The sequence below is a fragment of the Glutamicibacter nicotianae genome, from assembly GCF_016907615.1.
GTDB lineage: Bacteria > Actinomycetota > Actinomycetes > Actinomycetales > Micrococcaceae > Glutamicibacter > Glutamicibacter nicotianae.
The window spans coordinates 3,035,528-3,059,011 of sequence record NZ_JAFBCH010000001.1 but is presented as its reverse complement, the minus strand read 5'-3'; the positions used below and the strand labels follow the sequence as shown (position 1 = coordinate 3,059,011).

Sequence of the window (23,484 nt, the reverse complement as noted above, 5' to 3'; positions counted from 1 at the left end):
GTGAAAACTTTTTCCCGAAGCCGGAAAATCGGTGTTGGCCTGTACGCATGAGGCGGTAAAGCGGCAATTAAGAAGGCCGCGGAACTCAATATGACGAGTTCCGCGGCCTTCGTTCCGATGCCGGATCCACTGCCTAGGTGTGCCGTTCCTGCCCTGGGACTTCCTTGAGGATCGCCCCATCGCCGTCGGGATCAGCGACGAAAACAAGGTTCGGGTCGGGGTTGTTGATGTCCTTCTCTAGCTGCTTGATTGCCTTGTCGCGCTTGAGCAGCCTGCGGATCAGGTTGATGATCATCAGGATGATCACGAAGGAGAACGGGAAGGCTCCGATGATGGTGCCCGTCTGGACCGTATCGACCACCGCCGTGCCGCCCAGGGTGAGCAGCACCGTGGCGACGGTGGCGATGCTCAGCACCAGCACCACGCGGAAGACCGGTCCGGACTTGTTCGGCGCCGAGACGAACTCGCTGAGCGCATAGATCCCGGAATCCAGCGAGGTGACATAGTAGGTCGCGACCAGGATGGTGGAGACCACCAGCAGGATCGTGCCGACCAGCGGAAGGTGCTCGAGCATCGCGAACAGGCCGGCCGAGGTGTCCGCGGACACGGCATCGCTGATGCTCCGGTTGCTCGCGTCGTCATAGTAGATCGCGCTCGCCCCGATGACTCCGACCCAGATCATCACGATGAGCGTGGGGATGATGGTCACGCCGATGACGAATTCGCGGATGGTGCGGCCGCGCGAAATCCGCGCGATGAACCCTGCCACGAACGGCGAAAAGGCGATGACCCAGCACCAGATGAATACCGTCCACCAGCCATTCCAGCTGTCCTGCCAGCTGGCTAGGGGGCTGGAGGTGATGCTGGCATCGGTCCAGAGGCTCATATTCACGAAATTGGCCATGAAGCTGCCAAAGGTCTGCGAGAGCATCGAGACGATATATAGCGTCGGGCCGAAGACCAGCACCGCACCGACCAGCACGATGCTCAGAATGGAGTTCAGGCTGGAAATGCGCGCCATGCCCTTGCTGATGCCCACGATGGCGGAGATGCAGGTGATGCCGGCGAAGATCGCGATGACCACCAGCCACAGTGCAGGACTGGACGACAGGCCGGTGAACGAGGAAAGCCCGGAAGTGAATTGCAAGGCGGCGAATCCGAACGAGGTCGCCAGGCCTAGCACGGTGGCGATGATGGCCAGCAGCTCGATGACCACGCCCGCACCGCGTCGCGACCAGCGGGGCAGGAGGTCCACGGTGGCTTCGCGGAAGGTCAGCGTCTTGCCCAGGTTGTGGTGCGAATAGGCCAAGCAGACCGCCACCACGCAGTACATGGTCCAGGCGGTCAGTCCCCAGTGGAAGTAGGTCCACACGATCCCGCCTTCGGCTGCGCCGGCAGGCGTGGTGGATGGGATGACAGGGTTCTCGTCGCGCAGCATGATCGGTTCTGCGACAGACCAGAAGATCAGGCCGATGCCCTGGCCGCAGGCGAAGAGCATGGAATACCAGGCGAACTTGCTGTGCTCGGGCTTGGCCTTGGGCCCGCCTAGGCGGATTCTGCCCACCTTGCTCATCGACAGCCAGAGGCACATCACCACGGTGAAGACCGAGTACAGGATGAACAGCCAAGTGAATTTCCCGGTGACAAAGGTGCGCATCTCGGAGATGGCCGCCGATGCCTGCTCGGGGGAAAGCAGTACCCAGAGCAGCACCGCGACGATCAATGCGGGCGGGATAATCCGGATGAGCAGGCGATCCAAGGGCGGGATCACGCGTCCCATGAAACGGGGCACTTCGACGGGCGCCTGGCTTGAGCCCTCGCCCTTCCGGGCGTTCTTCCGTTCGGTTTCGTTGAGGGACATGCTACTCGACCTCCACCTGGATGGATCCCAGGAGCAGCTCGCCCTGGAGCGAATCGGCTACGGCAGCCGTGACCGCATCCAGCAGCAGTTGGCCCTTTTCGGCGCTGGCGCCGGCGGCGCTGGAGAGGCAGCCGGTAGCCGGGGTGCGCGCGGGATCCTCGGGGAAGATGTCGTACGGGGTCAATTTGGCCGGCGGGTGGTCCACCACGCGGGTCATGTCCACTTTCTGCGGATGCAACAGGAGCATCAGCGAGGTCTCAAGCACCCCTCCGTGCTCGATATCCCATCCCAGGAAGCCGTCAGGGAATACCTTTTCCAACGTTGCCTCGTCGACGAAGTCCCAATAGGACAGCAGTACGGCACGGGATTCGGACCCCGTGGCGCGGGCGCGGGCGACGGCGTTGTCAAGGCCCTCGTAGATGAACTGGTAGTTCTCGAAATGGCCGTTGAGCACGACGACGTTCGTGAAGCCCTGGGCGATGAAGGACGTGACCACGTCGTCGACCATGCCAGTCAGGGCCGCGGCGCCCAGGCTCGTCGTGCCGACCCGGTGGTTGCCGCCGCCGGAACGCGGCTGGGACTTGTATCCGTAGGAGAAGACCGGAGCAACCAGGGCGCCGATCTTCTCGGCCACGATGCCGGCGATGGCCCTGGACAGCATGGCGTCCACGCCTAGTGGCATGTGCGGGCCGTGCTGCTCGGTGGCTCCGGTCGGGATGATGATGGTCGAGCCTTCGCGGGTCACCATTGTGGCGTAAAATTCGGCGTCGAGTTCTTCGATGAACACAGAGGGCATCGTTGCCTCCTAGGCAATGGCAGGAGTTGGGAAAGGGTGATCGCCTTGCGAGATCCTGGAAAATTTTGGTTGCGATGAGTGCAACACTGTTGCACTGAATCATTCCAGTGGTGCATCTCACAGTCAAGAGTGTTAATTGCCAATAACTGCTGAATTCCTTTCGCGGGCCGCGGCAAGCGCTCAGCTGCCAGCCGGCTCCTCGGCAATGTCCTCGTTCCAGATCTCGGGGTGCTCGGAGATGAAGCGCTCCATCAGCGCCTGGGCGCGCTCGTCCTGCAGGACCTCGACCTGCACGCCGCGCTCGCGCAGCCAGGCGATCTCCCCGCCGAAGGTGTGGGCCTCGCCAACCACTACCCGCGGGATCTTGAACAGGACTATGGCTCCGGAGCACAGGGCGCAGGGAGCCAGTGTGGTGTACAGGGTGAGGTCGCGGTAGCTGGTGCGCCGTCCGGCCGAGCGCAGGGCGTCGATTTCGGCATGCCCGGTCGGATCCGACTGCTGCACCCGCCGATTGTGCCCGGTGGCAATGACTCCTTTCGCTCCGGCCAGGCTGGAGCCAATCGGCACTCCGCCTTCGGCAGCGCCGGTGCGCGCAGCCTGCAGCGCCGCCTCGTAGCCTGCCTCGTCAATCATTTCCTGGTTCATCAGGTCATCCTTTCTTCCTGCGCCAGCCTATTCTTTTATTCCGGCAGGTCAGTTGCCAGCCGGGGCCTTCTCTGGAGCGGCATCTGGTTCGGGAAGAGCAGCCGGCCTGCTGGCCACATGCTGCTCCTTGCTCCTTGCGCGGGTCCTCGGCGCTGCTGAACTCCTTGATGAATGCACCCTCGGACAGGTTCATCTTCAGTCCCAGCGGAACTCCGGCGTTGATCCGGGCCCGGAAGCGGGGGTAGCCCAGGGCGAAGTAGACCGCGGCGCTGGTAAGCGTTCCGCCCGGCCATGAGAAATCGATGCCGCCCACGGCGCTTGCGATCGGGCCCTGCAGCGCCGGGACCGAGCCGTACATGCGCATCCAAATCGTCATGAGGCCGGCGGCGAAGGCGATGAACGCCGACCCGTTGACCGACGCCAGGAGCGAGGACTTCGGATCGAGGAATAGGTAGGAGAAGTCCTTGTGCTTGCGCTCGAAAATGAAGTAGGGCACTGCCATGATGCCGCCCCGGGTGACGACCCGGGCCGAGATGGAGGCAATGAAGTTGTGCAGAAGTTCGGCATTGCCGGCCTGCTGCACTGCAACGAGCTGCTGCTCACGACCGGGGAAGCCGTTTTCCACCTGAAGCCCGAGGCGCAGCTGGCCTATCTGGATTCGCTGTCCGAGCGCGGCGTGGCGGCCTTGTTGCTCGAGCCGCTGGTTCCGGAAACCAGGATCCCGGCGCGGTTCATCGAGCATGCCCAGCAGATCGGGCAGCCGGTTTTCCGGCTGGAAGTCACCGTGCCCTTTGTGGAACTGGCCGAGAGAACCAACCGCCGCATCGTCTCCGAGCACGCCTAGGCCCTGCAGCAGGCCGACGAGATTGCCCAGCTGCTGGCCAGGCACATGGTCTCGGCTGGACCCAACTTGCGGAAGCTGCTGGAAATGATCGAGCAGGCGCTGGGATCGTGCGCGGTGCTGTAGGATTTGGGCGGCCGGATGATTGCCGAATCCAGTCCGGCGGCCGGGGCTGGCGTGGCGCAGGCCGAAGCGTTGGAAGTGGCCACGGACCTGTTCATCGGCAGCGATAATGCAGCCCGGCAGGTGCTCCCCGGCTCCGAGTCGGTGTCCGCCGAGCGGCTGGAGCTGGTGGCTGAACGGCTGGGCAGCATCGTCGGCCTGGCCTATGCCCAGCATTACCGGCCGAGTGGGGTGCAGGCGGCCAATGCGTCGCTGCTGCAGGCCATTGCCAGCGGCGCCGACGGGCTCTTCGTGGCTGACTTGGCGCGGCAGGCGCAGATCGGCAGCGACGAGCCGGTGCTGATGCTGGTATTCCAAAGCTACGACATGGCCAGGATCCGCGCCAGCTGCACCAGGCGCTGCCCTCGATCCGCACCTAGCTGGAGAGCGGACGGCTCCAGGCGCTGCTCGCGCTCGCCTCGGGTGATCCGCACGGGGCCCGGCGGGAAGCGATCGCCAGCCTGCGCCGCGGCCTGGCGGGACTGTCGGTTGAATGCTGCGCCGGCCCTTCGGCCGAGGGGATCTGGCGCGCGCAGTGGTCCCTGGCCGAGGCACTGGTCTTGGAATCATTTCCCGAGTCCACCCTGGACCAGGGCAGGGTGCGCGATGCGTCGGACCATGCGCTGGAGAGGCTGGCGGCGAAGTTCGGGCACCGGGAGGATCTGGATCATTTCATTACAGAGCAGCTGGGGAACTTGCTGCAGTACGAGGACCAGCGCGGCAACGTGCGGCTGGCCACGCTGCTGGTGTGGCTGGATGCCGGATGCAATACGACGAATGCAGTCCATCAGCTCTATCTGGAGCGCCAGACGCTTCATAAGCGCCTGGCGAGGATCTTCGCGCTGCTCGGCGGCGACCTGCATGAAGGCGGCCGGCTGCTGCGGGTGCATTTGGCCCGCTGGCTGGCCATGGGCAGGCCGCAACACGTGCGCACGCCGCGTGTAGGGACCTAGAGAACGGACCGAACCGACTTCTCGAAATGGACGATATGCTCCCGGGCCAGTTCCTGCGCGCGTTGCGCGTGGCCATCGAGAATCGCCTGGAGCAATGCTACGTGCTCGCCGATGTGCTCATCGATACTGGGCAGGCGATCCAGCGCCATGCACCAGATACGAGTGGCCAGATTATCCAAGCGGATCAGCGTCTGCTCCAGATGATGGTTGCCGGCTGCCTGGTAGATCAGCCGGTGCACTTCGAGGTCGTTTTCCATGAGCGTGCGTCGCAGATTTTCGCCCGAGAGCTGCTGGACCGCCTTCAGGGTGGCCTGGATGCCAGCCCGCGCGCTGCCTCCCCGGAGCGTGGCGGCTTTGGCTGCGGCCAAAGGCTCGAGGGCCTGCCGGACTTCGGTGATATCAGCTAGTTCGGTGATATCCACGCGGCTAGCGAAGGTGCCGCGGCGCGGGTAGGACTGCACCAAGTGGTCGACCTCCAGGCGCTTGAGCGCTTCGCGTAGGGGAGTGCGGCCGATTCCGAGCTCGGCGACCAGCTGGGCTTCGTTGATCGGGTCACCGGGGGCGATGTCCATCATGATGAGTCGGTCGCGCAAGACCTGGTAGGCGCGCTCAGCCATCGATTCGGCACCCAGGGGGAGCTGCGTGGTGATTGTCATCCTGACTCCGATTTCTTTGCTCTGTTCCGCAGGGTTACTGCGTGCTGAAATATTTTCGGTTACCCATTGACCGGGGTGTGAGTTCCATCATACAGTGAATTGCAGATTGATATATCAGTTGTCGGCAATTCATACATTTAGGAATGGGCAATGGCACAAGCTTCAACACTCGCGGCAGATTCCCTGACCGCAGACCTCGCGCATCTCGACCCGGAGGTGGCGCAGCGCATCGACGCTGAGCTGGCTCGCCAGCAGCGCGGCCTGGAAATGATCGCCTCGGAGAACCACACCGCCCAGGCCATCATGCAGGCGCAGGGTTCGGTGCTGACCAACAAGTACGCCGAAGGCTACCCGGGCCGCCGCTACTACGGCGGCTGCGAAGAAGTCGACGTCATCGAGACGTTGGCGATTGAGCGCCTCAAGGAGTTGTTCGGCGCGAAGTTCGCGAACGTGCAGCCGCATTCCGGTGCCCAGGCTAATGCGTCGGTGTACCACGCGCTGGTTCGCCCAGGCGACACCGTACTGGGCCTGAACCTGGCTCACGGTGGACACCTGACCCACGGCATGAAGATCAATTTCTCCGGCCGCCTGTTCAACATCGTTCCTTACGGCGTGAACGAAGAGACCAACGTTGTGGACATGGACGAGGTCGAGCGCCTTGCCGTGGAGCACCAGCCAAAGATGATCGTTGCCGGCTGGTCGGCGTACCCACGCCAGCTGGACTTCAAGCGCTTCCGCGAGATTGCCGACAAGGTCGGCGCCTACCTGTTCGTGGATATGGCGCACTTCGCTGGCCTGGTCGCAGCAGGCCTGCACCCGTCTCCTGTGCCGCATGCCCACGTGGTCACCTCGACCACCCACAAGACCCTCGCCGGTCCTCGTGGCGGCATCATCCTGTCCAACGACGCTGAAATCGCCAAGAAGCTGAACTCCGCAGTCTTCCCAGGCCAGCAGGGTGGCCCGCTGGAGCACGTGATTGCTGGCAAGGCTGTAGCCTTCAAGATCGCTGCGTCCGAAGAGTTCAAGGAGCGCCAGCAGCGCACCTTGGCTGGTGCCAAGATCCTTGCCGAGCGCCTGACCCAGGACGACGTGGCAGCCAAGGGCATCAGCGTGCTGACTGGTGGTACTGATGTGCATTTGGTGCTGGTGGATCTGCGTGACAGCGAGTTGGATGGCCAGCAGGCTGAGGATTTGCTGGCGCAGGTGGAGATCACGGTGAATCGTAATTCGGTTCCGTTTGATCCGCGTCCGCCGATGGTCACCTCGGGCCTGCGCATTGGTACTCCGGCATTGGCGACGCGTGGTTTTTCCGAGGCTGCGTTTGCTGAGGTTGCGGAGATTATTGCGCAGGCGTTGATTGCTGGGGCCGACGGCAATACGGCTGCACTGCCAGAGCTGAAGGAACGTGTTCTGGCGTTGGCTGAAGCCCACCCACTCTACCCAAATCTCAAGAAAGTAGCGGAATAATCATGGCTGATTTGCTCCCAGAACACCCGGAATTCCTCTGGAACAATCCGGAACCGAAGAAGTCCTACGACGTAGTCATCGTCGGCGGCGGCGGGCACGGCCTGGCCACCGCCTACTTCCTGGCCAAGAACCATGGCATCACCAATGTGGCGGTACTGGAAAAGGGCTGGCTGGCCGGCGGGAACATGGCCCGCAACACCACCATCATCCGTTCCAACTACCTCTGGGACGAGTCGGCAGGCATCTACGAGAAGTCGCTGAAGCTGTGGGAACAGCTGCCCGAGGACCTGGAATACGACTTCCTGTTCTCCCAGCGCGGCGTGATGAACCTGGCCCACACCCTCGGGGATGTGCGCGAATCAGTGCGCCGCGTGGAAGCCAACAAGCTCAACGGCGTGGACGCCGAATGGCTGGACCCATCGCAGGTCAAGGAAGCCTGCCCGATCATCAACGTGAGCGACAACATCCGCTACCCGGTCATGGGCGCGACCTGGCAGCCGCGCGCCGGCATCGCCAAGCACGACCACGTGGCCTGGGCGTTCGCCCGCAAGGCCAACGAAATGGGCGTTGACATCATCCAGAACTGCGAAGTCACCGGATTCATCAAGGATGGAGAGAAGGTCACCGGCGTGAAGACCACCCGTGGCACCATCAATGCCGGCAAGGTCGCTCTCGCCGGTGCCGGGCACTCCTCTGTGCTGGCCGAAATGGCAGGCTTCGAGCTGCCCATCCAGTCCCACCCGCTGCAGGCTCTGGTCTCCGAGCTGTTCGAGCCGGTGCACCCGACGGTGGTCATGTCCAACCACATCCACGTCTACGTCTCCCAGGCTCACAAGGGCGAACTGGTCATGGGCGCGGGCATCGACAGCTACAACGGCTACGGCCAGCGCGGCGCGTTCCACGTGATCGAGGAGCAGATGGCCGCCGCGGTGGAACTGTTCCCGATCTTCGCCCGGGCACACGTGCTGCGCACCTGGGGCGGCATCGTGGACACCACCATGGACGCCTCGCCAATCGTCTCCAAGACCCCGATCCAGAACCTGTACGTGAACTGCGGCTGGGGCACCGGCGGATTCAAGGGCACCCCGGGCGCCGGCTTCACCATGGCGCACACCATCGCCCACGACGAGCCTCATGAGCTGAACAAGCCGTTCAGCCTGGAGCGCTTCGAAACCGGCCACCTCATCGACGAGCACGGCGCAGCAGCCGTCGCACACTAGGAGCAACCGCCATGATGCTGATTGATTGCCCGAACTGCGGGCCACGCAACGAGAACGAATTCAAATACGGGGGAGAAGCCCACGTTGCCTATCCGGAGGATCCGAACGCGCTGAGCGACAAGGAATGGTCGCGCTACTTGTTCTACCGGCAGAACGAGAAGGGCATCTTCGCCGAACGCTGGGTCCACTCCGGCGGCTGCCGCAAGTGGTTCAACGCCCTGCGCGACACCGTCACCTACGAATTCAAAGCCGTCTACCGTGCCGGCGAAGCACGTCCAGAAATCCAGGCCACCGAAGGAGGCACCCGATGAGCAAGTCCCAGCGCCTTGCCGCCGCGCACAGCGCCGGCGCCCGCATTAACCGCGAGGAAGCACTGGCCCTGAGAGTGAACGGGCAGCAGCTTTCCGCCTTCCGCGGCGACACCGTGGCCAGCGCAATGCTGGCCAACGGGATGCGTTCATGCGGCAACTCGCTGTACCTGGACCGCCCGCGCGGCATCTTCGCCGCCGGCGTCGAGGAACCCAACGCGCTGATCACCGTCGACGCCCGGCACAGCCAGGACATCGCCGAGTCGATGCTGCCTGCCACCACCGTCCCGGTCACCGAATCGCTGAACGCCACCCTGCTCTCCGGACTGGGCGTGCTGGATCCGAACGAGGACCCCGCCTACTACGACCACGTCCACGTGCATACCGACGTGCTGGTGGTCGGCGCCGGGCCTGCAGGCCTGGCCGCTGCCCGCGAGGCCTCGCGCTCCGGCGCCCGGGTAATGCTGCTCGACGAGCGTGCCGAAGCCGGTGGCACCCTGCGCGATGCGGCCGGCGAGCAGATCGACGGCGTGGACGCCGCGGCGTGGATCGACACGGTCGCCGCCGAATTGGCAGCCGCCGAGGAGACCACCCACCTGCAGCGCACCACCGTCTTCGGCTCCTACGATGCCAACTACCTGATCGCCGCGCAGCGCCGCACCGTGCATCTGGACGGGCCGGCCGGCGACGGCGTTTCCCGCGAACGCATCTGGCACATCCGCGCCCAGCAGGTCGTGCTGGCCACCGGCGCCCACGAGCGCCCGATCGTGTTCGAGAACAACGACCGCCCGGGCATCATGCTCGCCGGCGCGGTGCGCAGCTACCTGAACCGCTACGGCGTGCGCGCCGGTCAGCAGATCGTGGTGGCCACCACCAACGACTCGGTCTACCCGCTGGTCTCCGACCTGGCAGCCACCGGCGGGGTGGTTGCAGTGATCGACGCACGCACCACCGTCTCTGCGGCCGCCGCGGAAGCAGTGGCCGACGGGGTCACCGTGCTGACCGGCTCCGTCGTGGTGGACACCGAAGCGGATGCCTCCGGCGAGCTGTCGGCAGTGATCGTCGCCGAGCTGGACGAGCAGCGCAACCTGGGCGCGCCGCAGCGCTTCGAGGCCGACGTGCTGGCCGTGGGCGGCGGCTTCAACCCGGTGGTGCACCTGCACTCCCAGCGCCAGGGCAAGCTGGACTGGGACACTGCGATCCACGCCTTCGTCCCGGCCGCCGCAGTGGCCAACCAGCACCTGGCCGGCGCTGTCACTGGCCGTTTCGACACCGCCAGTGCGCTGAGCACCGGGGCCGCCACCGGCGCCGCGGCCGCCAGCGCAGCAGGCTTCCAGCGCATCGCAGAAGTTCCGCAGGCGGTAGCAGCCCCGGCCGGGGAAACCCGTCCGGTCTGGCTGGTGCCGTCGCTGAACGGCGACGACGCCGCGAACTACAAGACCCACTTCGTGGATCTGCAGCGCGACCAGTCCGTGGCCGACGTGCTGCGCGCCACCGGCGCCGGCATGCAGTCCGTGGAGCACATCAAGCGGTACACCTCGATCTCCACCGCCAACGACCAGGGCAAGACCTCGGGCGTCGCGGCAATCGGTGTGATCGCCGCGGTGCTGGGCATCGAGAACCCGGCACAGATCGGCACTACCACCTTCCGCGCACCGTACACCCCGGTGGCCTTCGCGGCGCTGGCCGGACGCACCCGCGGGCAGCTGCTGGATCCGGCACGCATCACCCCGATGCACTCCTGGCATGTGGAGCACGGCGCCGAGTTCGAGGACGTCGGGCAGTGGAAGCGCGCCTGGTACTACCCGCAGCCGGGCGAGAGCATGGACGAGGCGGTCTACCGCGAATCCGCCGCGGTGCGCGCTTCGGTGGGCATGCTCGATGCCACCACGCTGGGCAAGATCGAGATCCGCGGCAAGGACGCCGCCGAGTTCCTCAACCGCATCTACACCAACGGCTACACCAAGCTGAAAGTCGGCATGGGACGCTACGGCGTGATGTGCAAGGCCGACGGCATGATCTTCGACGACGGCGTGACCCTGCGCCTGGCCGAGGACCGCTTCCTGATGCATACCACCACCGGCGGCGCCGCCGACGTGCTGGACTGGCTGGAAGAATGGCTGCAGACCGAATGGCCTGAACTGGACGTCACCTGCACCTCGGTGACCGAGCAGCTGGCCACCGTCGCGGTTGTCGGGCCGAAGTCCCGGGAGGTCATCGCGAAGCTGGCCAGCTCGGTGGACGTGTCCAACGAGGGCTTCAAGTTCATGGCCTTCAAGGACGTGGTGCTGGACTCCGGGATCGAAGCGCGGATCAGCCGCATCTCCTTCTCCGGCGAACTGGCCTTCGAGATCGCGATCCCTGCCTGGCATGGGCTTCGCGTCTGGGAAGATGTGTACGCCGCCGGCGAGGAATTCAACATCACCCCGTACGGCACCGAAACCATGCACGTGCTGCGCGCCGAGAAGGGATTCATCATCGTCGGCCAGGATACCGACGGCACGGTGACCCCGCAGGATGCAGGCATGGAATGGGTGGTCTCCAAGCTCAAGGACTTCGTCGGCAAGCGCTCCTACAGCCGCGAGGACAATGTGCGCGAGGACCGCAAGCACCTGGTTTCGGTGCTGCCGGTGGATTCTTCGCTGCGCTTGCCCGAAGGCGCCGCGCTGGTGGCCGCCGACGCGCTGGCCACCGATGGCATCACCCCGATGGAAGGCTGGGTCACCAGCTCGTACAACTCGCCGGCCCTTGGGCGCACCTTCGGCCTGGCGCTGATCAAGAATGGGCGCAACCGCATCGGCGAAGTGCTCAAGACCCCGGTTGGCGGCCAGCTGGTCGACGTCCAGGTCTCCGAACTCGTTCTCTTCGACCCGGAAGGAAGCCGCCGTGATGGCTAACGACACCCTGATTGACACCGACGTGCGCCGCTCGCCGGCGCAGCACCTGGCAGCCCAGATGGACGCGGCCAGCGTCGCTGGCCGAGTGTCCCTGCGCGAAATCGCGTTCACGACCCAGATCTCGCTGCGCAGCGCACCGGGCGGGGCAGCCCACGTGGCGCTGTCCGCGGCCACCGGCGTGGGCCTGCCCGCCACGGTGGGCCAGGTGGCCGGCGACGTATCGGGCACTGCGGTGCTCTGGCTGGGCCCGGACGAGTTCCTGGCCACCAGCCCGGAGAACGCCGAACTGGCAGGTGCGCTTGCCGACGCCCTGGGCGATGAGCCCGGGCAGGTGGTCGACCTCTCGGCCAACCGCTCGGTGCTGGAACTGGAAGGCCCGGATGCGCCGCTGGTGCTGCGCAAGAGCTGCCCGGCGGACCTGCACCCGCGAGCCTTCGGCGTGAACCAGGCGATCACCACCTCGCTGGCGAACATTCCGGTGCTGCTGTGGCGCACCGGCGAAACCAGCTGGCGGATTTTCCCGCGCGCATCGTTCACCGAGCACACCGTGCATTGGCTGATCGACGCCATGGCGGAGTTCGCCGCACCACCGGTTCCGTAGCCGCACCGGCTGATCCGGCCCCGTCCCGACGCCGGGGCGGGGCCGGACTGGCCTGTACCCGCAAAGACCAAAGCACAAGCATGCAAAGCAGCAACCCGGCCAGTTCGTGGCGTTCGGACACCGGCTCTGGCACAGTGCTGTCTAACCCGCTAGCCGAAAGGACCTGAAGCAATCATGAGCGAGCAAATCCGCCACGTGCTGACCCTGCAATGCCCCGAGGGAATGGGGATCGTCAACGCGGTCACCGGATTCCTGCTGAAGCACGAACGCACCATCGTCGAGCTCAAGCAATTCGACGACATGGCCGCCGGCCGGCTCTACCTGCGCGTGGACTTCGCCGGCGAGGGGCAAGCCGACCTGCTGGAGCAGATGAGTGCAGAATTCGCCGAGGTGGCGCAGCAGTTCGAGATGGACTGGCAGCTGCGCGAACGCGGTGAGAAGACCAAGGTGCTGATCATGGTCTCGAAGTTCGACCACTGCCTCAACGACCTGCTCTTCCGTGCCCGCACCGGCGAATTGCCGATCGAGATCGTCGCGGTGGTCTCCAACCACCCGGACAGCCGGTCGCTGGTCGAGTGGCACGGCATCCCGTACTACCATGTGCCGATCTCCAAGGAGACCAAGCCACAGGCCGAGGCGGAGCTGCTCTCGCTGATCGCCAAGCACGAAGCGGAGCTGGTGGTCCTGGCCCGCTACATGCAGGTGCTCTCCGACGAGCTCTCGCGCGAGTTGACCGGCAAGACGATCAACATCCACCACTCCTTCCTGCCTTCCTTCAAGGGCGCCAAGCCATACCACCAGGCCTGGGAGCGCGGCGTGAAGACCGTGGGCGCCACTGCCCACTACGTGAACTCCGAGCTGGATGAGGGCCCGATCATCGCCCAGCAGGTCGTCGAGGTGGATCATACCTTTGGCCCGCAGGACCTGGTGGCTGCCGGCCGCGACACCGAGTGCAAGGCGCTGTCCAATGCGGTGCGCTGGCACTGCGAGGGCCGGGTCTTCCTCTACGGCAACCGCACGGTGATCCTGCGCTAGCTAGCTAGCTAGCCCTCCTCGCCGATCGCCCGGTAGTGCTGCTCGGCATCCACCGATTCGACCGCGTCGAGCTGGCGCAGCGCTGCGGCCACCTGCTCGCTGCCCTCGCCGATAATCTGGCCCAGGGCAGCGAGCACCTGTTTAACCCGCAGCCCGTGGGCCGCCAGCTCATCAACGATGGACTCGGGGGCCACCGTGGCCGCCACGGTGATCACATAGATATGCACTGTGTCGCCGCACATCCTATTGGCCTTCCGCTCCGGCCGGGGCCTGGACCAGCCCGGCTCCGGCATCCATGGCCGGCAGGGAGATATCGCGGGAAGTTGCCACCAGCTTGTCCCACAGCTGCTGGGAGCGCAGGCCGGTGGATTCGGCCAGCAGCGCTGCCACGCCGGCCACATGCGGGGTGGCCATGGACGTTCCGCTGATGGTGTTGTACCGCTTGGCGCCGGGCCACGAAGAGTAGATAGCAACGCCGGGGCCTGCAATATCCACCTCGCCGCCGTCGGTGTCCAACGCCTGGGCCGAGAAGTCCGCCACGGCCAGCTTCGAGTCCAAAGCCGCTACGGCCATGATGTACGGGCTGTTGGCCGGTGCGCCGACGAATCCCGGGTTCCCGGCAGAGCGCTGTGCATTATTTCCGGCGGCCGCCACGATCAAGGAGCCCAGCTCCAAGGCGCGGCGTCCGGCAGTGACATAGGGCGGGTGCACAGTTCTCACATCAGCACCCAGCGACATGGAGATGACCTCGCACTTGTTTTCCAGTGCCCAGTTGATGCCGGCCAGGATCGTGGAGTCCGAACCTGAGCCATCGGCGCCCAGCACCTTTCCAGCGAATATATTGGCTTCCGAGGCGACCCCGTAGCCCGGACCCTGCTGCGGTTCGCGCGGACCGCAGGCGCTGCCGATGCAGTGGGTGCCATGTCCATGGCCGTCAGTGGCGTCCTCGCCTGCGACAAAGGACTTGGCGGTCACCGTGCGGCCTGCGAAGTCCGGATGCGCACTGTCAAAACCGGTATCCAAGACGGCCACGTTGATGCTCTTGCCGGTGTAGCCCGAAAGCGAAGCGCCTACGGCCTGCAGGCCCCAGGTGAGTTGGCCGGTGTCCGCATAGGACTCCGTAGCGGCCGGGGCGTCGGGCAGGATCCGGTAGACCAGCTCGGGTACCACCGAGGCTGGCAGCTTGTGCCCGGCGCAGCGCTGGCGGAAGTCCTCAAGCTGGTCAGCCGAGCTGGTGACCACAGCGATGCCCAGCATCGGGAAGTACTCGGTACTGGAATAGCCCTGTTCAGCCAGCAGCTGCGGAAGTTCTGATTCGCGCTGGGCTGCTGCGATGCCCGGGGCTCCGGATTCCTGCGGGTCGAAGACCAAGACGTAGCGGTTGGGAATTTCGGCGACGGTTGCTTGACGGGTCTGGTTGCTGTACATGACGGGGCTCCTTGCTGGTTCCGAGAGGCTTTCATGCCAAGGCCTACGAGGTACCTCGCACTGTACCCGGCGGCATGGACAAGCTGCCATGCCTGGCAACAAGCACCTATGCAGCGCACAGCAACCGCGGCGCACGGCCCGGCGATGCCCGACGGGCAGAAAGAAGCCATTATTCTTCGCTGGCCACTTGATTCTTCGCGGCGAAAGAACAAGGGTGGAAGTCCTAGGGCATTTCTCTGAGTGAAGGAGCCTGGACCATGACGAAGAACATTGACGAAGTTGAACCTCCCGAAGCAGATAATGGGCAGCACGCAGATGCTGTGCTGGAAGCATCCCCGCATACCGCGCCGATCCCGGTGCACATGCACATTGCCGAGGACGACACCGACGAGCAGATCACCGCGAAGCTGCGCCGGCAGGGCGTGCGCCTAGGCAAGGGCGGGATCGCCCCTGCGGTCTTCTGGCCGGCGCTGCTGGTGATCCTGGCTGTGGCGGTCTTCGCGATCCTCGCGCCCAACGCGGCGGACACGACTTTCAACGCCGTGCAGAACTGGATCGTAGCCAACCTGGGCTGGTACTACATGCTGATCATCGGCGGCTTTGTGGCGCTGGTGATCGCCATCGGCTTCTCCAAGCTCGGGCGGATCACCCTGGGCAATGACGGAGAGAAACCCGAATTCGGCCTGTTCAGCTGGTTCGCGATGCTCTTCGCCGCCGGCATGGGCATTGGCCTGGTCTTCTACGGGGTCGGCGAACCTCTGATGTACGCCACCGTGGATCCGAAGCCGGGTTGGGAAGGCAGCGAATCGGAGCTGGCCGGACTGGCCATGGCGCAGACCTTCATCCACTGGGGCCTGCACCCGTGGGCCATCTACGCGGTGATCGGCTTGGCTTTGGCCTACGCGATCCACCGCCGCGGGCGCCCGGTGTCCATCCGCTGGGCGCTGGAACCGATCCTGGGAGATCGGGTCAAGGGCTGGCTGGGAGATGTGATTGATGTACTGGCCATCTTCGGCACGGTGTTCGGCGTGGCCACCTCGCTGGGCCTGGGCGTGCAGCAGATCAGCTCGGGCATGAAGGCGATCGGACTGGTCGGTGCGGTGGATAACACGCTGCTGGTCATCCTGATCGTGGTCATCACGTTCCTGGCCACCATGAGCGTGGTCAGCGGCCTGGGCGCCGGGATCAAGTGGCTGTCGAACATCAACCTGTCCATGGCAGGCCTGCTGATGATCAGCGTGCTGCTGCTGGGCCCGACGCTGTTCCTGTTCCAGAATTTCGTGCAGTCCCTGGGCGTGTACCTGGCCAACTTCATGAACATGACCTTCGACGTGGGTGCCTTCCAGCAGGGTGAGGAATCGGCCACCTGGTTCTCCAGCTGGACGGTCTTCTACTGGGGCTGGTGGATCGCCTGGGCACCGTTCGTGGGCATCTTCATTGCCCGCATTTCGCGCGGGCGTACCGTGCGCCAGTTCGTCACCGGCGTGCTGCTGGTGCCGACCATAGTCGGTTTCCTCTGGTTCTCGGTCATGGGCGGCTCGGGGCTGTACCGCCAGTTCTTCGGCGCCGGAGATATGGTCGAGGATGGCGCGGTCTCCGCGGAGGGGTCGCTGTTCCAGGTGCTTGAAGCCTTGCCGCTGGGTTCGATCCTGTCGGTGGTGGCGATCTTGCTGGTCGCGATCTTCTTCATCACCTCTTCGGACTCCGGCTCGCTGGTGGTCGACATGCTCGCCTCCGGCGGGCACCCGAACCCGCCGACCTGGTCCAGGGTGCTGTGGGCGGTGCTCGAAGGCGTGCTGGCCGCTGCCTTGCTGGTGGCCGGCGGGCTGCAGACGCTGCAGGCCGGTTCGCTGGCCACGGCCTTGCCATTCAGCATCATCATGATCATGATGTCGGTGGCCACGATCAAGGGGTTGCGCCATGAAAGCCGGGCCTTGGAATTCATCGAGCAGAAGCGCCGGCTGGCGCGGGTCACCGAGCACGTCTCCGATGAGCTGTGGGGCGCCTTGGACGAGCAGCCCGAACTGCGCCGCTACGTCGATGACCGTATCGACTACCGGGTCTCGCGCACGCGCGGGATCTTCGGCAAGCGCGTGGAATCAGAAGCAAAATCCCGGCACGTGAAGCCAAGTGACGACTAGGTCCGTGGCCTGGCCTCCGATGCCTTGCCAAGCAGGGCATCGGGGTGTGAGGATCAAGGTGACAAGCACTATCCACTGGCCGCGGGCCGTCACCGCGGCGGGAAGCAGAGGGGTTGTTCCATGGACCAGGAGTCGATAGTCATCGTTGGTGCCGGGCTTGCCGCCGCCAGTACGGTGGCAGCACTACGCGAGCGGGGACATGCCGGCCCGATCACCCTGATCGGCGAGGAATCGCACCTGCCCTATGAGCGTCCGCCCCTGTCCAAGGGCTTCTTGCAGGGCAATGACGAGCCAGAAGACTTCACCGTGCATGACGCGCAGTGGTACGCAGCGCAGGAGGTCACCCTCCGGCTGGGAACCGCCGCAATCAGCGTGGAGACCGGCAAGCAGCAGGTGCTGCTGGCTGATGGCAGCGCGGTGGACTACGACCAGCTGGTTTTGGCGACCGGTTCGCGGGCCAGTGTGGGCGGCGAGAATCCGATGCCCGGCTATGACCTGCCAGGCGTGCACGTGCTGCGCACGCTGGAAGATGCCCAGTCGCTGCGCGAAAAACTGGTCGAGGGTGCCCAAGTGGCCGTGGTCGGCTCGGGCTGGATCGGCATGGAAGTGGCCGCCACAGCCCGCCAACGCGGAGCCCGGGTCACCGTCTATTCACCGTCCGAGGTGCCGTTGGCCAAGGTCTTCGGAGAACGCTTCGGGAACCACCTGCGGGAGCTGCACCAGTCCAATGGAGTGGATGTGCGCACCGCACGCGTGCAGGGCATCGAGCAGGTCGACGGGCACCTGCAGGTGCTTTCGGATGCCGGCTCATCGCGTGCCGATGTGGTGCTGCTGGCTATTGGTGCCAAACCCAATCTGCAACTGGCCGAGACTGCCGGGCTGGCAGTGGATCACGGGGTGGTGGTCGATGCGTCGCTGCGCAGCAGCAACTCTAAGATTCTGGCCATCGGGGATATCGCCCAGGCGTTCAATACCAAGCTGCGCGCCCAATTGCGCGTGGAGCACTGGGACAACGCGATCCGCCAGGGCAAGCTGGCGGCCGCGACGCTCACCGGTGCCGACGCATCCTATGACTGGTTGCCGTATTTCTTCACGGACCAATTCGATCTGGGAATGGAATATGTGGGGCATAATTCCCCAGATAACGTCTCGGTAGTCCGCGGCAGCATGGAAAGCGGAGAATTCTTGTTGTTCTGGCAAGATGGCGAGAAGATCACCGCGGCGGCAAATGTGAATATCTGGGACGTCAATGATCGCCTGCGTGAGCTGGTGGGTAAGACGGTGCCAGCCGCCTCGCTGGCGGATCCGGATATCGACCTCGGTGATTTATAGGATTTTCAGCAAGGAATGGACCGACTAGGAAAGCAGGAATAGCTGATGAGCACCATGGTCGTTGGCGTGGAAAAAGGCATGTCGCCGGCGGTATTGGCGGCGGCCGCCTCGCTGGCTCGCGGGCTGGATGCACGATTGGTGTGCATCCATGCAGATTACGGACGACTGGTGACCGACAAACTGTCCGAAGGCGACTTGCTGGCCTCGGCAGATTCGGTCTCCGAGGAGCTCGCCTGGGAAATCGCTTCGGTGGTGACCGGCGTGGAGTTCGAGAGCTATACGGTGCCCGGTGAACCGGCCAAGGTGCTGGCGGCGGTGGCCGAGCAGCTGGATGCGCAGATGATCGTCATCGGCACCCGCCGTCCGGGGATCCGCAGCAAGATGGCCCAGCTGCTCGACGGCTCGATTGCCGTGGCGCTGGCCCACAAGCAGCATCGGCCGGTGCTGGTGGTTCCGCAACAGCCTGCAGAGGAGAACGACCTGCCGTGGGACTAGGCTCCAGATTCCACCTCGAAGTACAGGTGCCGATGCGCCTTGCAGCCGGGATTGAATAGCGCCTGGCAGTTGGGGCAGGAATCGGCTTCCAGATACTGGGCAGGGCTCAGCTGCGTGCTGCAGACCCCGCAGAGCACCGCAGGCTCATCAAATTTGTCCGCCGGCCACGGCATCGCTTCGTGGCCGGCCAGTTCGCCATGGCATAGGTGGCAGGGATAGTAGATGCCGCAGCAGTGGTGCTTCAACGCAATCACATCGATCAGCGAGTGGTAGTGGGCGCAACGGGTGTGCACGTCCATGCGCACGCCGCGCAACGTGACCTGGTGCGCTGGGTTTTCCCAAGCTGTCATCGTAACCCTTCCGCGAGTGGCCATGCCATGTGCAAAAATGCACGCTGAATGTGCAGAAACTGCCTCCAACTATGCCTCTTTCCGCCTATCTTTCGCCATGTGATCTAGGCCATACTCGCTGATGAAGCTGGTCCCGCAGGAGGTACTGGCGAAGGCGGAAGGAACGCACAGTGGCAAGTGAAACGTCATCGAAGGCCGAGCGCAAGGGATTGCGCCGGGTCGTAGCAGCCTCCATGGCTGGCACCGTCGTCGAATGGTATGAATTCTTCCTCTACGCGACGGCGGCGACGCTGGTCTTCAACAAGATCTTCTTCCCGGATACGGGCAACGATCTGGATAACATCATCAAGGCCTTCCTGACCTACGCGGTCGGATTCATCGCCCGCCCGATCGGCGGCATCGTCTTCGGCCACTTCGGTGACAAGTACGGACGCAAGCACCTGCTGCAGGTGGCGATCGTGCTGGTCGGCGCAACCACCTTCCTGATGGGCTGCCTGCCCACCTTCGATTCCATCGGCTACGCAGCACCGATCCTGCTGATTGTGCTGCGCTTCGCCCAGGGCTTCGCGGTAGGCGGGGAATGGGGCGGCGCGGTGCTGCTGGTTGCAGAGCACGCACCAAACAAGGAACGCGGATTCTGGTCTTCCTGGCCGCAGGCAGCAGTGCCGGTGGGCAACCTGCTGGCCACGGTGGTGCTGCTGGTGCTCTCGGCAACGCTCAGCGAGGCTGCCTTCCTGGCATGGGGTTGGCGCATCGGCTTCTGGCTTTCGGTGGTCATCGTGGTAGTGGGCTATTACATCCGCACCCGTGTTTCCGATGCCCCGATTTTCAAGGAAGCCAAGGCGGAGCTGGAACAGAACGCGGCCGCCGGCTATGGCGTGGGCGAAGTATTCAAGCGCTACCCGCGCGGGGTGTTCACCGCCATGGGGCTGCGCTTCGGCGAGAACATCATGTACTACATGGTGGTCACCTTCTCCATCACCTACATGGCCACCCAGCTGAAGATGGACACCTCCACAATTCTGGGCCTGATGCTTGTGGCACACGTCTTCCACGCCATCCTGGTGCCAATTGTTGGACGCTTCACCGACAGCCGCGGACGCCGACCGGTCTATGCCACCGGCGTGGTGCTCATGGCAGTGTGGGGCGTGGCAGCCTTCCCGCTGTTCAACACTGGAAACGATGCGGTCATCCTGGCCACCATCATGCTGGGACTGTTCGTGCATGGCCTGATGTATGCCGGGCAGCCGGCCATCATGGCGGAAATGTTCCCGACCCGCATGCGCTACTCGGGTGTCTCGCTGGGCTACCAGGTCACCTCGATTGTTGCCGGTTCGATGGCACCGATCATCGCAACCTTCCTGCTGAAGGTCTACGGATCCTGGGTACCGGTCGCCGGGTATATTGTCTTCGCCGCAGCAGTCACCATGGTGGCGGTGTACTTCATGAAGGAAACCAAGGGGCTGGATCTCGGCGAGATCGACGAGGCTGACCGCTTGGCGTTGAACGGCGGGGACGCTTCGAGCGCCGAAATGAAGATGCAGAAGTAAGTCGGAGGAGCGAACATCAAGCCGGAGGCCAGTTCCGTTGCAGGGACTGGCCTTTGGCGTGCCCGCATCCAACGGGCAGAGAGATTGTTTGCCGGGACTGGTTCGATCTGCAATTCTGGTAGCCACATGCTGCTGGTGGCATCGGAGCCATCGGGAGAACAATGAGAAAGCAGCCAGGCAGGGGATCTCCAGATGAAGCAGTGCAGGCTGAATATCTTCGGTGCCAGCGGCAGTGGTACGACGACTCTTGCCCGTGCCGTGGCGAACGCCTGGTCAGTTCCGCATGCCGATAGCGACGACTATTTCTGGGTCCCCAACGACCCGCCGTACTCCCAGCAGCGAGCGCCAGCTGAACGCTCCAAGCTCATGCATGAGATCTTCGTGCCACGCAGCGCATGGGTGCTTTCGGGATCCATGCAGGGGTGGGGGAATGATGTGCTGGCCGAATGCGATGCCTTCGTGTTCTTGACGCTGGATCCCGACGTGCGCCTGCGACGGCTTGCCGAACGCGAGCAGCTTCGGCAGTCCGGGCAAGCCCCGGATCCAAAGGCTGTGGAGCAATTCATGCTGTGGGCGGCTGGCTACGATGACTCGGAGTTCGCCGGACGCAGCCGCGCGCACCACGAGGCATGGTTGAAGGACGAGTCCCGTCCGGTGCTCCGCCTGGACAGCGCGCAATCAACAGCACGGATGTGCCAAGCCATCATTGACTGGGAACCAGCCCGAACGCCCTAGCTTCCGGACGTGCTCGGCACGGGGAACGGCGGAATGAACCAGTCGCCGGCGGTGGCAGCATCATTCAGTGCGCGAACCGTTTCCTGAACCGCACGGCTGCGCAAAGCCTCGTCGCGTCCCACCAGCCAATATTCGGAGCGGAAGGTGAACTCGTCGTGCAGCACCGGAATCATATTGGGATAGTGCCGGGAGAGGAATGTTGGCAGCAGCCCGATGCCGGCATGGTTCATGGTGGCCGCATATTGCACCGCGATGCTCGTGGAGGAGATGGACCGCCGCATCGGTGGCAGTGCGCTGGTGGCATCATCAAGCTTGTCCACCGTCAGAGCGGTATCGATGTAGTAGTTCAAGCTATGTCCTGCCAGATCCTCGATGGATCTTGGCGTTCCGTGGCTTTCCAGATATTCGGCAGTGGCGAAGAGCCGCAACTCGTAATCCAGGAGCTTCATCGAAGCCGCCTTGCGGACATGGGGTTCGCCGATGACAATCTCCAAGTCCATGCCGGTACGCGTCTGCCGTGCACGGGTGGTTTCCGAGACGATCTCGAAGACCAATTGCGGATGCTTTACCTGGAGCCTGGCCAGTGCCGGGGCAGCGAGGTGCGCGCTGAATGCATCGGGGGCAGCGACGCGCACATGGCCTGCCAGCGCTCCGGAGTCCTTCTCGGCGCCGATGGCCTCCACTGCCTGCTCGATGGTTTCTGCGCTGGCCATCGCCCGGCGTCCCAGATCGGTCAGTTCCCAGCCGTTGGGGGTGCGCGTGAGCAGGTGGCCGCCCATCGCCTTTTGCAGGGCATCGATGCGGCGGGAAATCGTCGAGTGGTTCACCCCGAGGACATTCGCGGCGGCGGTGTAGCGGCCCAGTCGTGCAACGGTCAGCAGGGCAATGAGTGATTCGAGATGGCGGTAATCGATCTGACGGTCCATAGACCACAGTCTGCCATGGACGGTGTGCGCTAGCGCACACCGGGCTTGCGCAATTGCCGTGCCGGGGTCCATTGAGTCCGGCCCGACCGTCATCCTACGCTGGCCTGAACGGGTAGTACACAACGATGAAGGGTGTGCAGATGAGCACGTACGCATGGATTGGCCTGGGCAACATGGGCGGACCGATGACAGCGAATCTGGTGGCCGCCGGGCACCAGGTGCGCGGCTACGACCTGGACGCGGAGGCCTGTGCCGCCGCGGCGGGAGGCGGGGTGCAGATCGCCGGCTCGGTGGCCGAGGCCATGGAGCATGCCGATGTTGTATTCACTATGCTGCCCAAGGGCGCGCATGTGCGCTCGGTATACGAGGGCGAGGCAGGCATCTGGGCCAACGCCACCAAGGACATGCTCCTGCTGGATTCCTCCACGGTGGACATTGAAACTTCCCGCTACATCCACGCAGGCTCCACCGAACGTGGACTGCACTTCGTTGATGCCCCGGTATCCGGCGGCATCTCCGGGGCCGCGGCCGGAACACTGGCCTTCATGCTCGGCGGTGCACCGGAACTGATGGAACGGGCCGCCGGATTCATCGCCCCGATGAGCGGCAAGACCATCGTCGCAGGCGGGCCCTCCATGGGCATTGCCGCCAAGATCTGCAACAACATGATGCTGTTCATCGACCTGATGGCCAGCGCCGAGGGTTCCCAGCTGGCCGAGGCATTGGGCCTGGATCCCGAGGTCTTCTGGCAGATCGCCTCGGTCTCCTCGGGCCGGTCCTGGGCGCAGCAGACTTGGTACCCGGTGCCCGGCATCATCGATACCGCTGCGGCAAACAACAACTTCGAAGCGACCTTCCGCACCGATCTGGCACGCAAGGATGTCGGGCTGGCCCTGGATGCCGGCGAAAGCACCGGGGTGCGGCTGCCGGCAGCAACCCTGGCCCGCGAGCACTTCGACGAACTGATCGAGCAGGGGCTGGGGGACAAGGACTGCTCGCTGATCGTGAAGAACCTGCTGCCTGATGGCGCCGTGCGCGGGTGGAGCCCGGAACCGGCCAACGCCAACCAGCCAGCTGAGGGCTGA

Annotated in this window: 22 protein-coding genes; 13 read left to right on the top strand and 9 right to left on the bottom strand. The window is 64.3% G+C overall.

Annotated features, from left to right (window positions below; genetic code table 11):
• Positions 1–133: 133 nt before the first annotated feature.
• The 4 genes from JOE62_RS14580 to JOE62_RS16855 form a co-directional block, all read right to left on the bottom strand.
• Positions 134–1,861: a BCCT family transporter gene (locus tag JOE62_RS14580; protein ID WP_204722911.1), complete on the bottom strand. Its 1,728-nt coding sequence runs from the start codon at positions 1,859–1,861 to the stop codon at positions 134–136.
• 1 nt (position 1,862) lies between these two features.
• Positions 1,863–2,657, bottom strand: a complete 795-nt coding sequence (locus tag JOE62_RS14575) for a creatininase (protein WP_204722910.1) — start codon at positions 2,655–2,657, stop codon at positions 1,863–1,865.
• Positions 2,658–2,837: 180 nt separating this feature from the next.
• Positions 2,838–3,302 (bottom strand): nucleoside deaminase, encoded by a 465-nt coding sequence (locus JOE62_RS14570; protein ID WP_204722909.1) that lies wholly within the window; start codon positions 3,300–3,302, stop codon positions 2,838–2,840.
• Between the two features lie 4 nt (positions 3,303–3,306).
• Positions 3,307–4,623: an SLC5/6 family protein gene (locus tag JOE62_RS16855; RefSeq protein ID WP_239543409.1), complete on the bottom strand. Its 1,317-nt coding sequence runs from the start codon at positions 4,621–4,623 to the stop codon at positions 3,307–3,309.
• 242 nt (positions 4,624–4,865) lie between these two features.
• Between JOE62_RS16855 and JOE62_RS14550 the strand changes: the two genes are divergently transcribed.
• Positions 4,866–5,258, top strand: a complete 393-nt coding sequence (locus JOE62_RS14550; RefSeq protein WP_204722905.1) for a helix-turn-helix domain-containing protein — start codon at positions 4,866–4,868, stop codon at positions 5,256–5,258.
• Here JOE62_RS14550 and JOE62_RS14545 read toward each other — a convergent pair.
• Positions 5,255–5,914, bottom strand: coding sequence for a GntR family transcriptional regulator (locus tag JOE62_RS14545; protein ID WP_204722904.1), 660 nt, complete (start codon positions 5,912–5,914; stop codon positions 5,255–5,257). The genes JOE62_RS14550 and JOE62_RS14545 overlap by 4 nt on opposite strands.
• A 150-nt stretch (positions 5,915–6,064) precedes the next feature.
• Here JOE62_RS14545 and glyA point away from each other — a divergent pair, with 150 nt between their 5' ends.
• The 6 genes from glyA (at position 6,065) to purU (ending at position 13,442) form a co-directional block, all read left to right on the top strand.
• A complete protein-coding gene (gene glyA, locus JOE62_RS14540) occupies positions 6,065–7,381 on the top strand; it encodes a serine hydroxymethyltransferase (RefSeq protein WP_204722903.1) in 1,317 nt (438 codons plus the stop codon).
• A 2-nt stretch (positions 7,382–7,383) separates the two neighbouring features.
• On the top strand, positions 7,384–8,601 hold the full coding sequence (locus JOE62_RS14535) for a sarcosine oxidase subunit beta family protein (protein ID WP_038991586.1): 1,218 nt from the start codon (positions 7,384–7,386) through the stop codon (positions 8,599–8,601).
• Positions 8,602–8,612: 11 nt separating this feature from the next.
• Positions 8,613–8,912 (top strand): sarcosine oxidase subunit delta, encoded by a 300-nt coding sequence (locus tag JOE62_RS14530; protein WP_204722902.1) that lies wholly within the window; start codon positions 8,613–8,615, stop codon positions 8,910–8,912.
• Positions 8,909–11,806, top strand: coding sequence for a sarcosine oxidase subunit alpha family protein (locus JOE62_RS14525; RefSeq protein WP_204722901.1), 2,898 nt, complete (start codon positions 8,909–8,911; stop codon positions 11,804–11,806). Before JOE62_RS14530 ends, JOE62_RS14525 begins: the two co-directional genes overlap by 4 nt.
• Entirely contained in the window at positions 11,799–12,407 is a 609-nt protein-coding gene (gene soxG / locus JOE62_RS14520; protein WP_204722900.1) for a sarcosine oxidase subunit gamma family protein, read from the top strand. The genes JOE62_RS14525 and soxG overlap by 8 nt, the downstream gene beginning before the upstream one ends.
• 174 nt (positions 12,408–12,581) lie before the next feature.
• Positions 12,582–13,442 (top strand): formyltetrahydrofolate deformylase, encoded by an 861-nt coding sequence (gene purU / locus JOE62_RS14515; RefSeq protein WP_204722899.1) that lies wholly within the window; start codon positions 12,582–12,584, stop codon positions 13,440–13,442.
• 8 nt (positions 13,443–13,450) lie between these two features.
• Here purU and JOE62_RS14510 read toward each other — a convergent pair whose 3' ends face one another.
• Both JOE62_RS14510 and JOE62_RS14505 read right to left on the bottom strand, forming a co-directional pair.
• The gene (locus JOE62_RS14510) at positions 13,451–13,684 is read right to left on the bottom strand and encodes a hypothetical protein (protein ID WP_204722898.1); all 234 of its coding nucleotides are present in this window, start codon (positions 13,682–13,684) and stop codon (positions 13,451–13,453) included.
• Between the two features lies 1 nt (position 13,685).
• Positions 13,686–14,870: a S8 family serine peptidase gene (locus JOE62_RS14505; RefSeq protein ID WP_204722897.1), complete on the bottom strand. Its 1,185-nt coding sequence runs from the start codon at positions 14,868–14,870 to the stop codon at positions 13,686–13,688.
• A 257-nt stretch (positions 14,871–15,127) separates the two neighbouring features.
• On the opposite strand from JOE62_RS14505, the gene JOE62_RS14500 reads away from it, so the two are divergent.
• The 3 genes from JOE62_RS14500 (at position 15,128) to JOE62_RS14490 (ending at position 18,838) form a co-directional block, all read left to right on the top strand.
• Positions 15,128–17,011 (top strand): BCCT family transporter, encoded by a 1,884-nt coding sequence (locus tag JOE62_RS14500; protein WP_204722896.1) that lies wholly within the window; start codon positions 15,128–15,130, stop codon positions 17,009–17,011.
• A 120-nt stretch (positions 17,012–17,131) separates the two neighbouring features.
• Positions 17,132–18,343: an NAD(P)/FAD-dependent oxidoreductase gene (locus JOE62_RS14495; protein WP_204722895.1), complete on the top strand. Its 1,212-nt coding sequence runs from the start codon at positions 17,132–17,134 to the stop codon at positions 18,341–18,343.
• A gap of 45 nt (positions 18,344–18,388) precedes the next feature.
• The gene (locus tag JOE62_RS14490) at positions 18,389–18,838 is read left to right on the top strand and encodes a universal stress protein (RefSeq protein WP_204722894.1); all 450 of its coding nucleotides are present in this window, start codon (positions 18,389–18,391) and stop codon (positions 18,836–18,838) included.
• Here JOE62_RS14490 and JOE62_RS14485 read toward each other — a convergent pair.
• On the bottom strand, positions 18,835–19,188 hold the full coding sequence (locus tag JOE62_RS14485; RefSeq protein WP_204722893.1) for a CHY zinc finger protein: 354 nt from the start codon (positions 19,186–19,188) through the stop codon (positions 18,835–18,837). The genes JOE62_RS14490 and JOE62_RS14485 overlap by 4 nt on opposite strands.
• 170 nt (positions 19,189–19,358) lie before the next feature.
• On the opposite strand from JOE62_RS14485, the gene JOE62_RS14480 reads away from it, so the two are divergent.
• Positions 19,359–20,738, top strand: coding sequence for an MFS transporter (locus JOE62_RS14480; protein WP_204722892.1), 1,380 nt, complete (start codon positions 19,359–19,361; stop codon positions 20,736–20,738).
• Positions 20,739–20,930: 192 nt separating this feature from the next.
• Entirely contained in the window at positions 20,931–21,473 is a 543-nt protein-coding gene (locus JOE62_RS14475) for a P-loop NTPase family protein (RefSeq protein ID WP_204722891.1), read from the top strand.
• Here the strand turns inward: JOE62_RS14475 and JOE62_RS14470 are convergent.
• The gene (locus tag JOE62_RS14470; RefSeq protein WP_239543407.1) at positions 21,470–22,399 is read right to left on the bottom strand and encodes a LysR family transcriptional regulator; all 930 of its coding nucleotides are present in this window, start codon (positions 22,397–22,399) and stop codon (positions 21,470–21,472) included. The genes JOE62_RS14475 and JOE62_RS14470 overlap by 4 nt on opposite strands.
• Positions 22,400–22,539: 140 nt before the next feature.
• Here JOE62_RS14470 and mmsB point away from each other — a divergent pair, with 140 nt between their 5' ends.
• Positions 22,540–23,484, top strand: a complete 945-nt coding sequence (mmsB, locus tag JOE62_RS14465) for a 3-hydroxyisobutyrate dehydrogenase (RefSeq protein ID WP_204722890.1) — start codon at positions 22,540–22,542, stop codon at positions 23,482–23,484.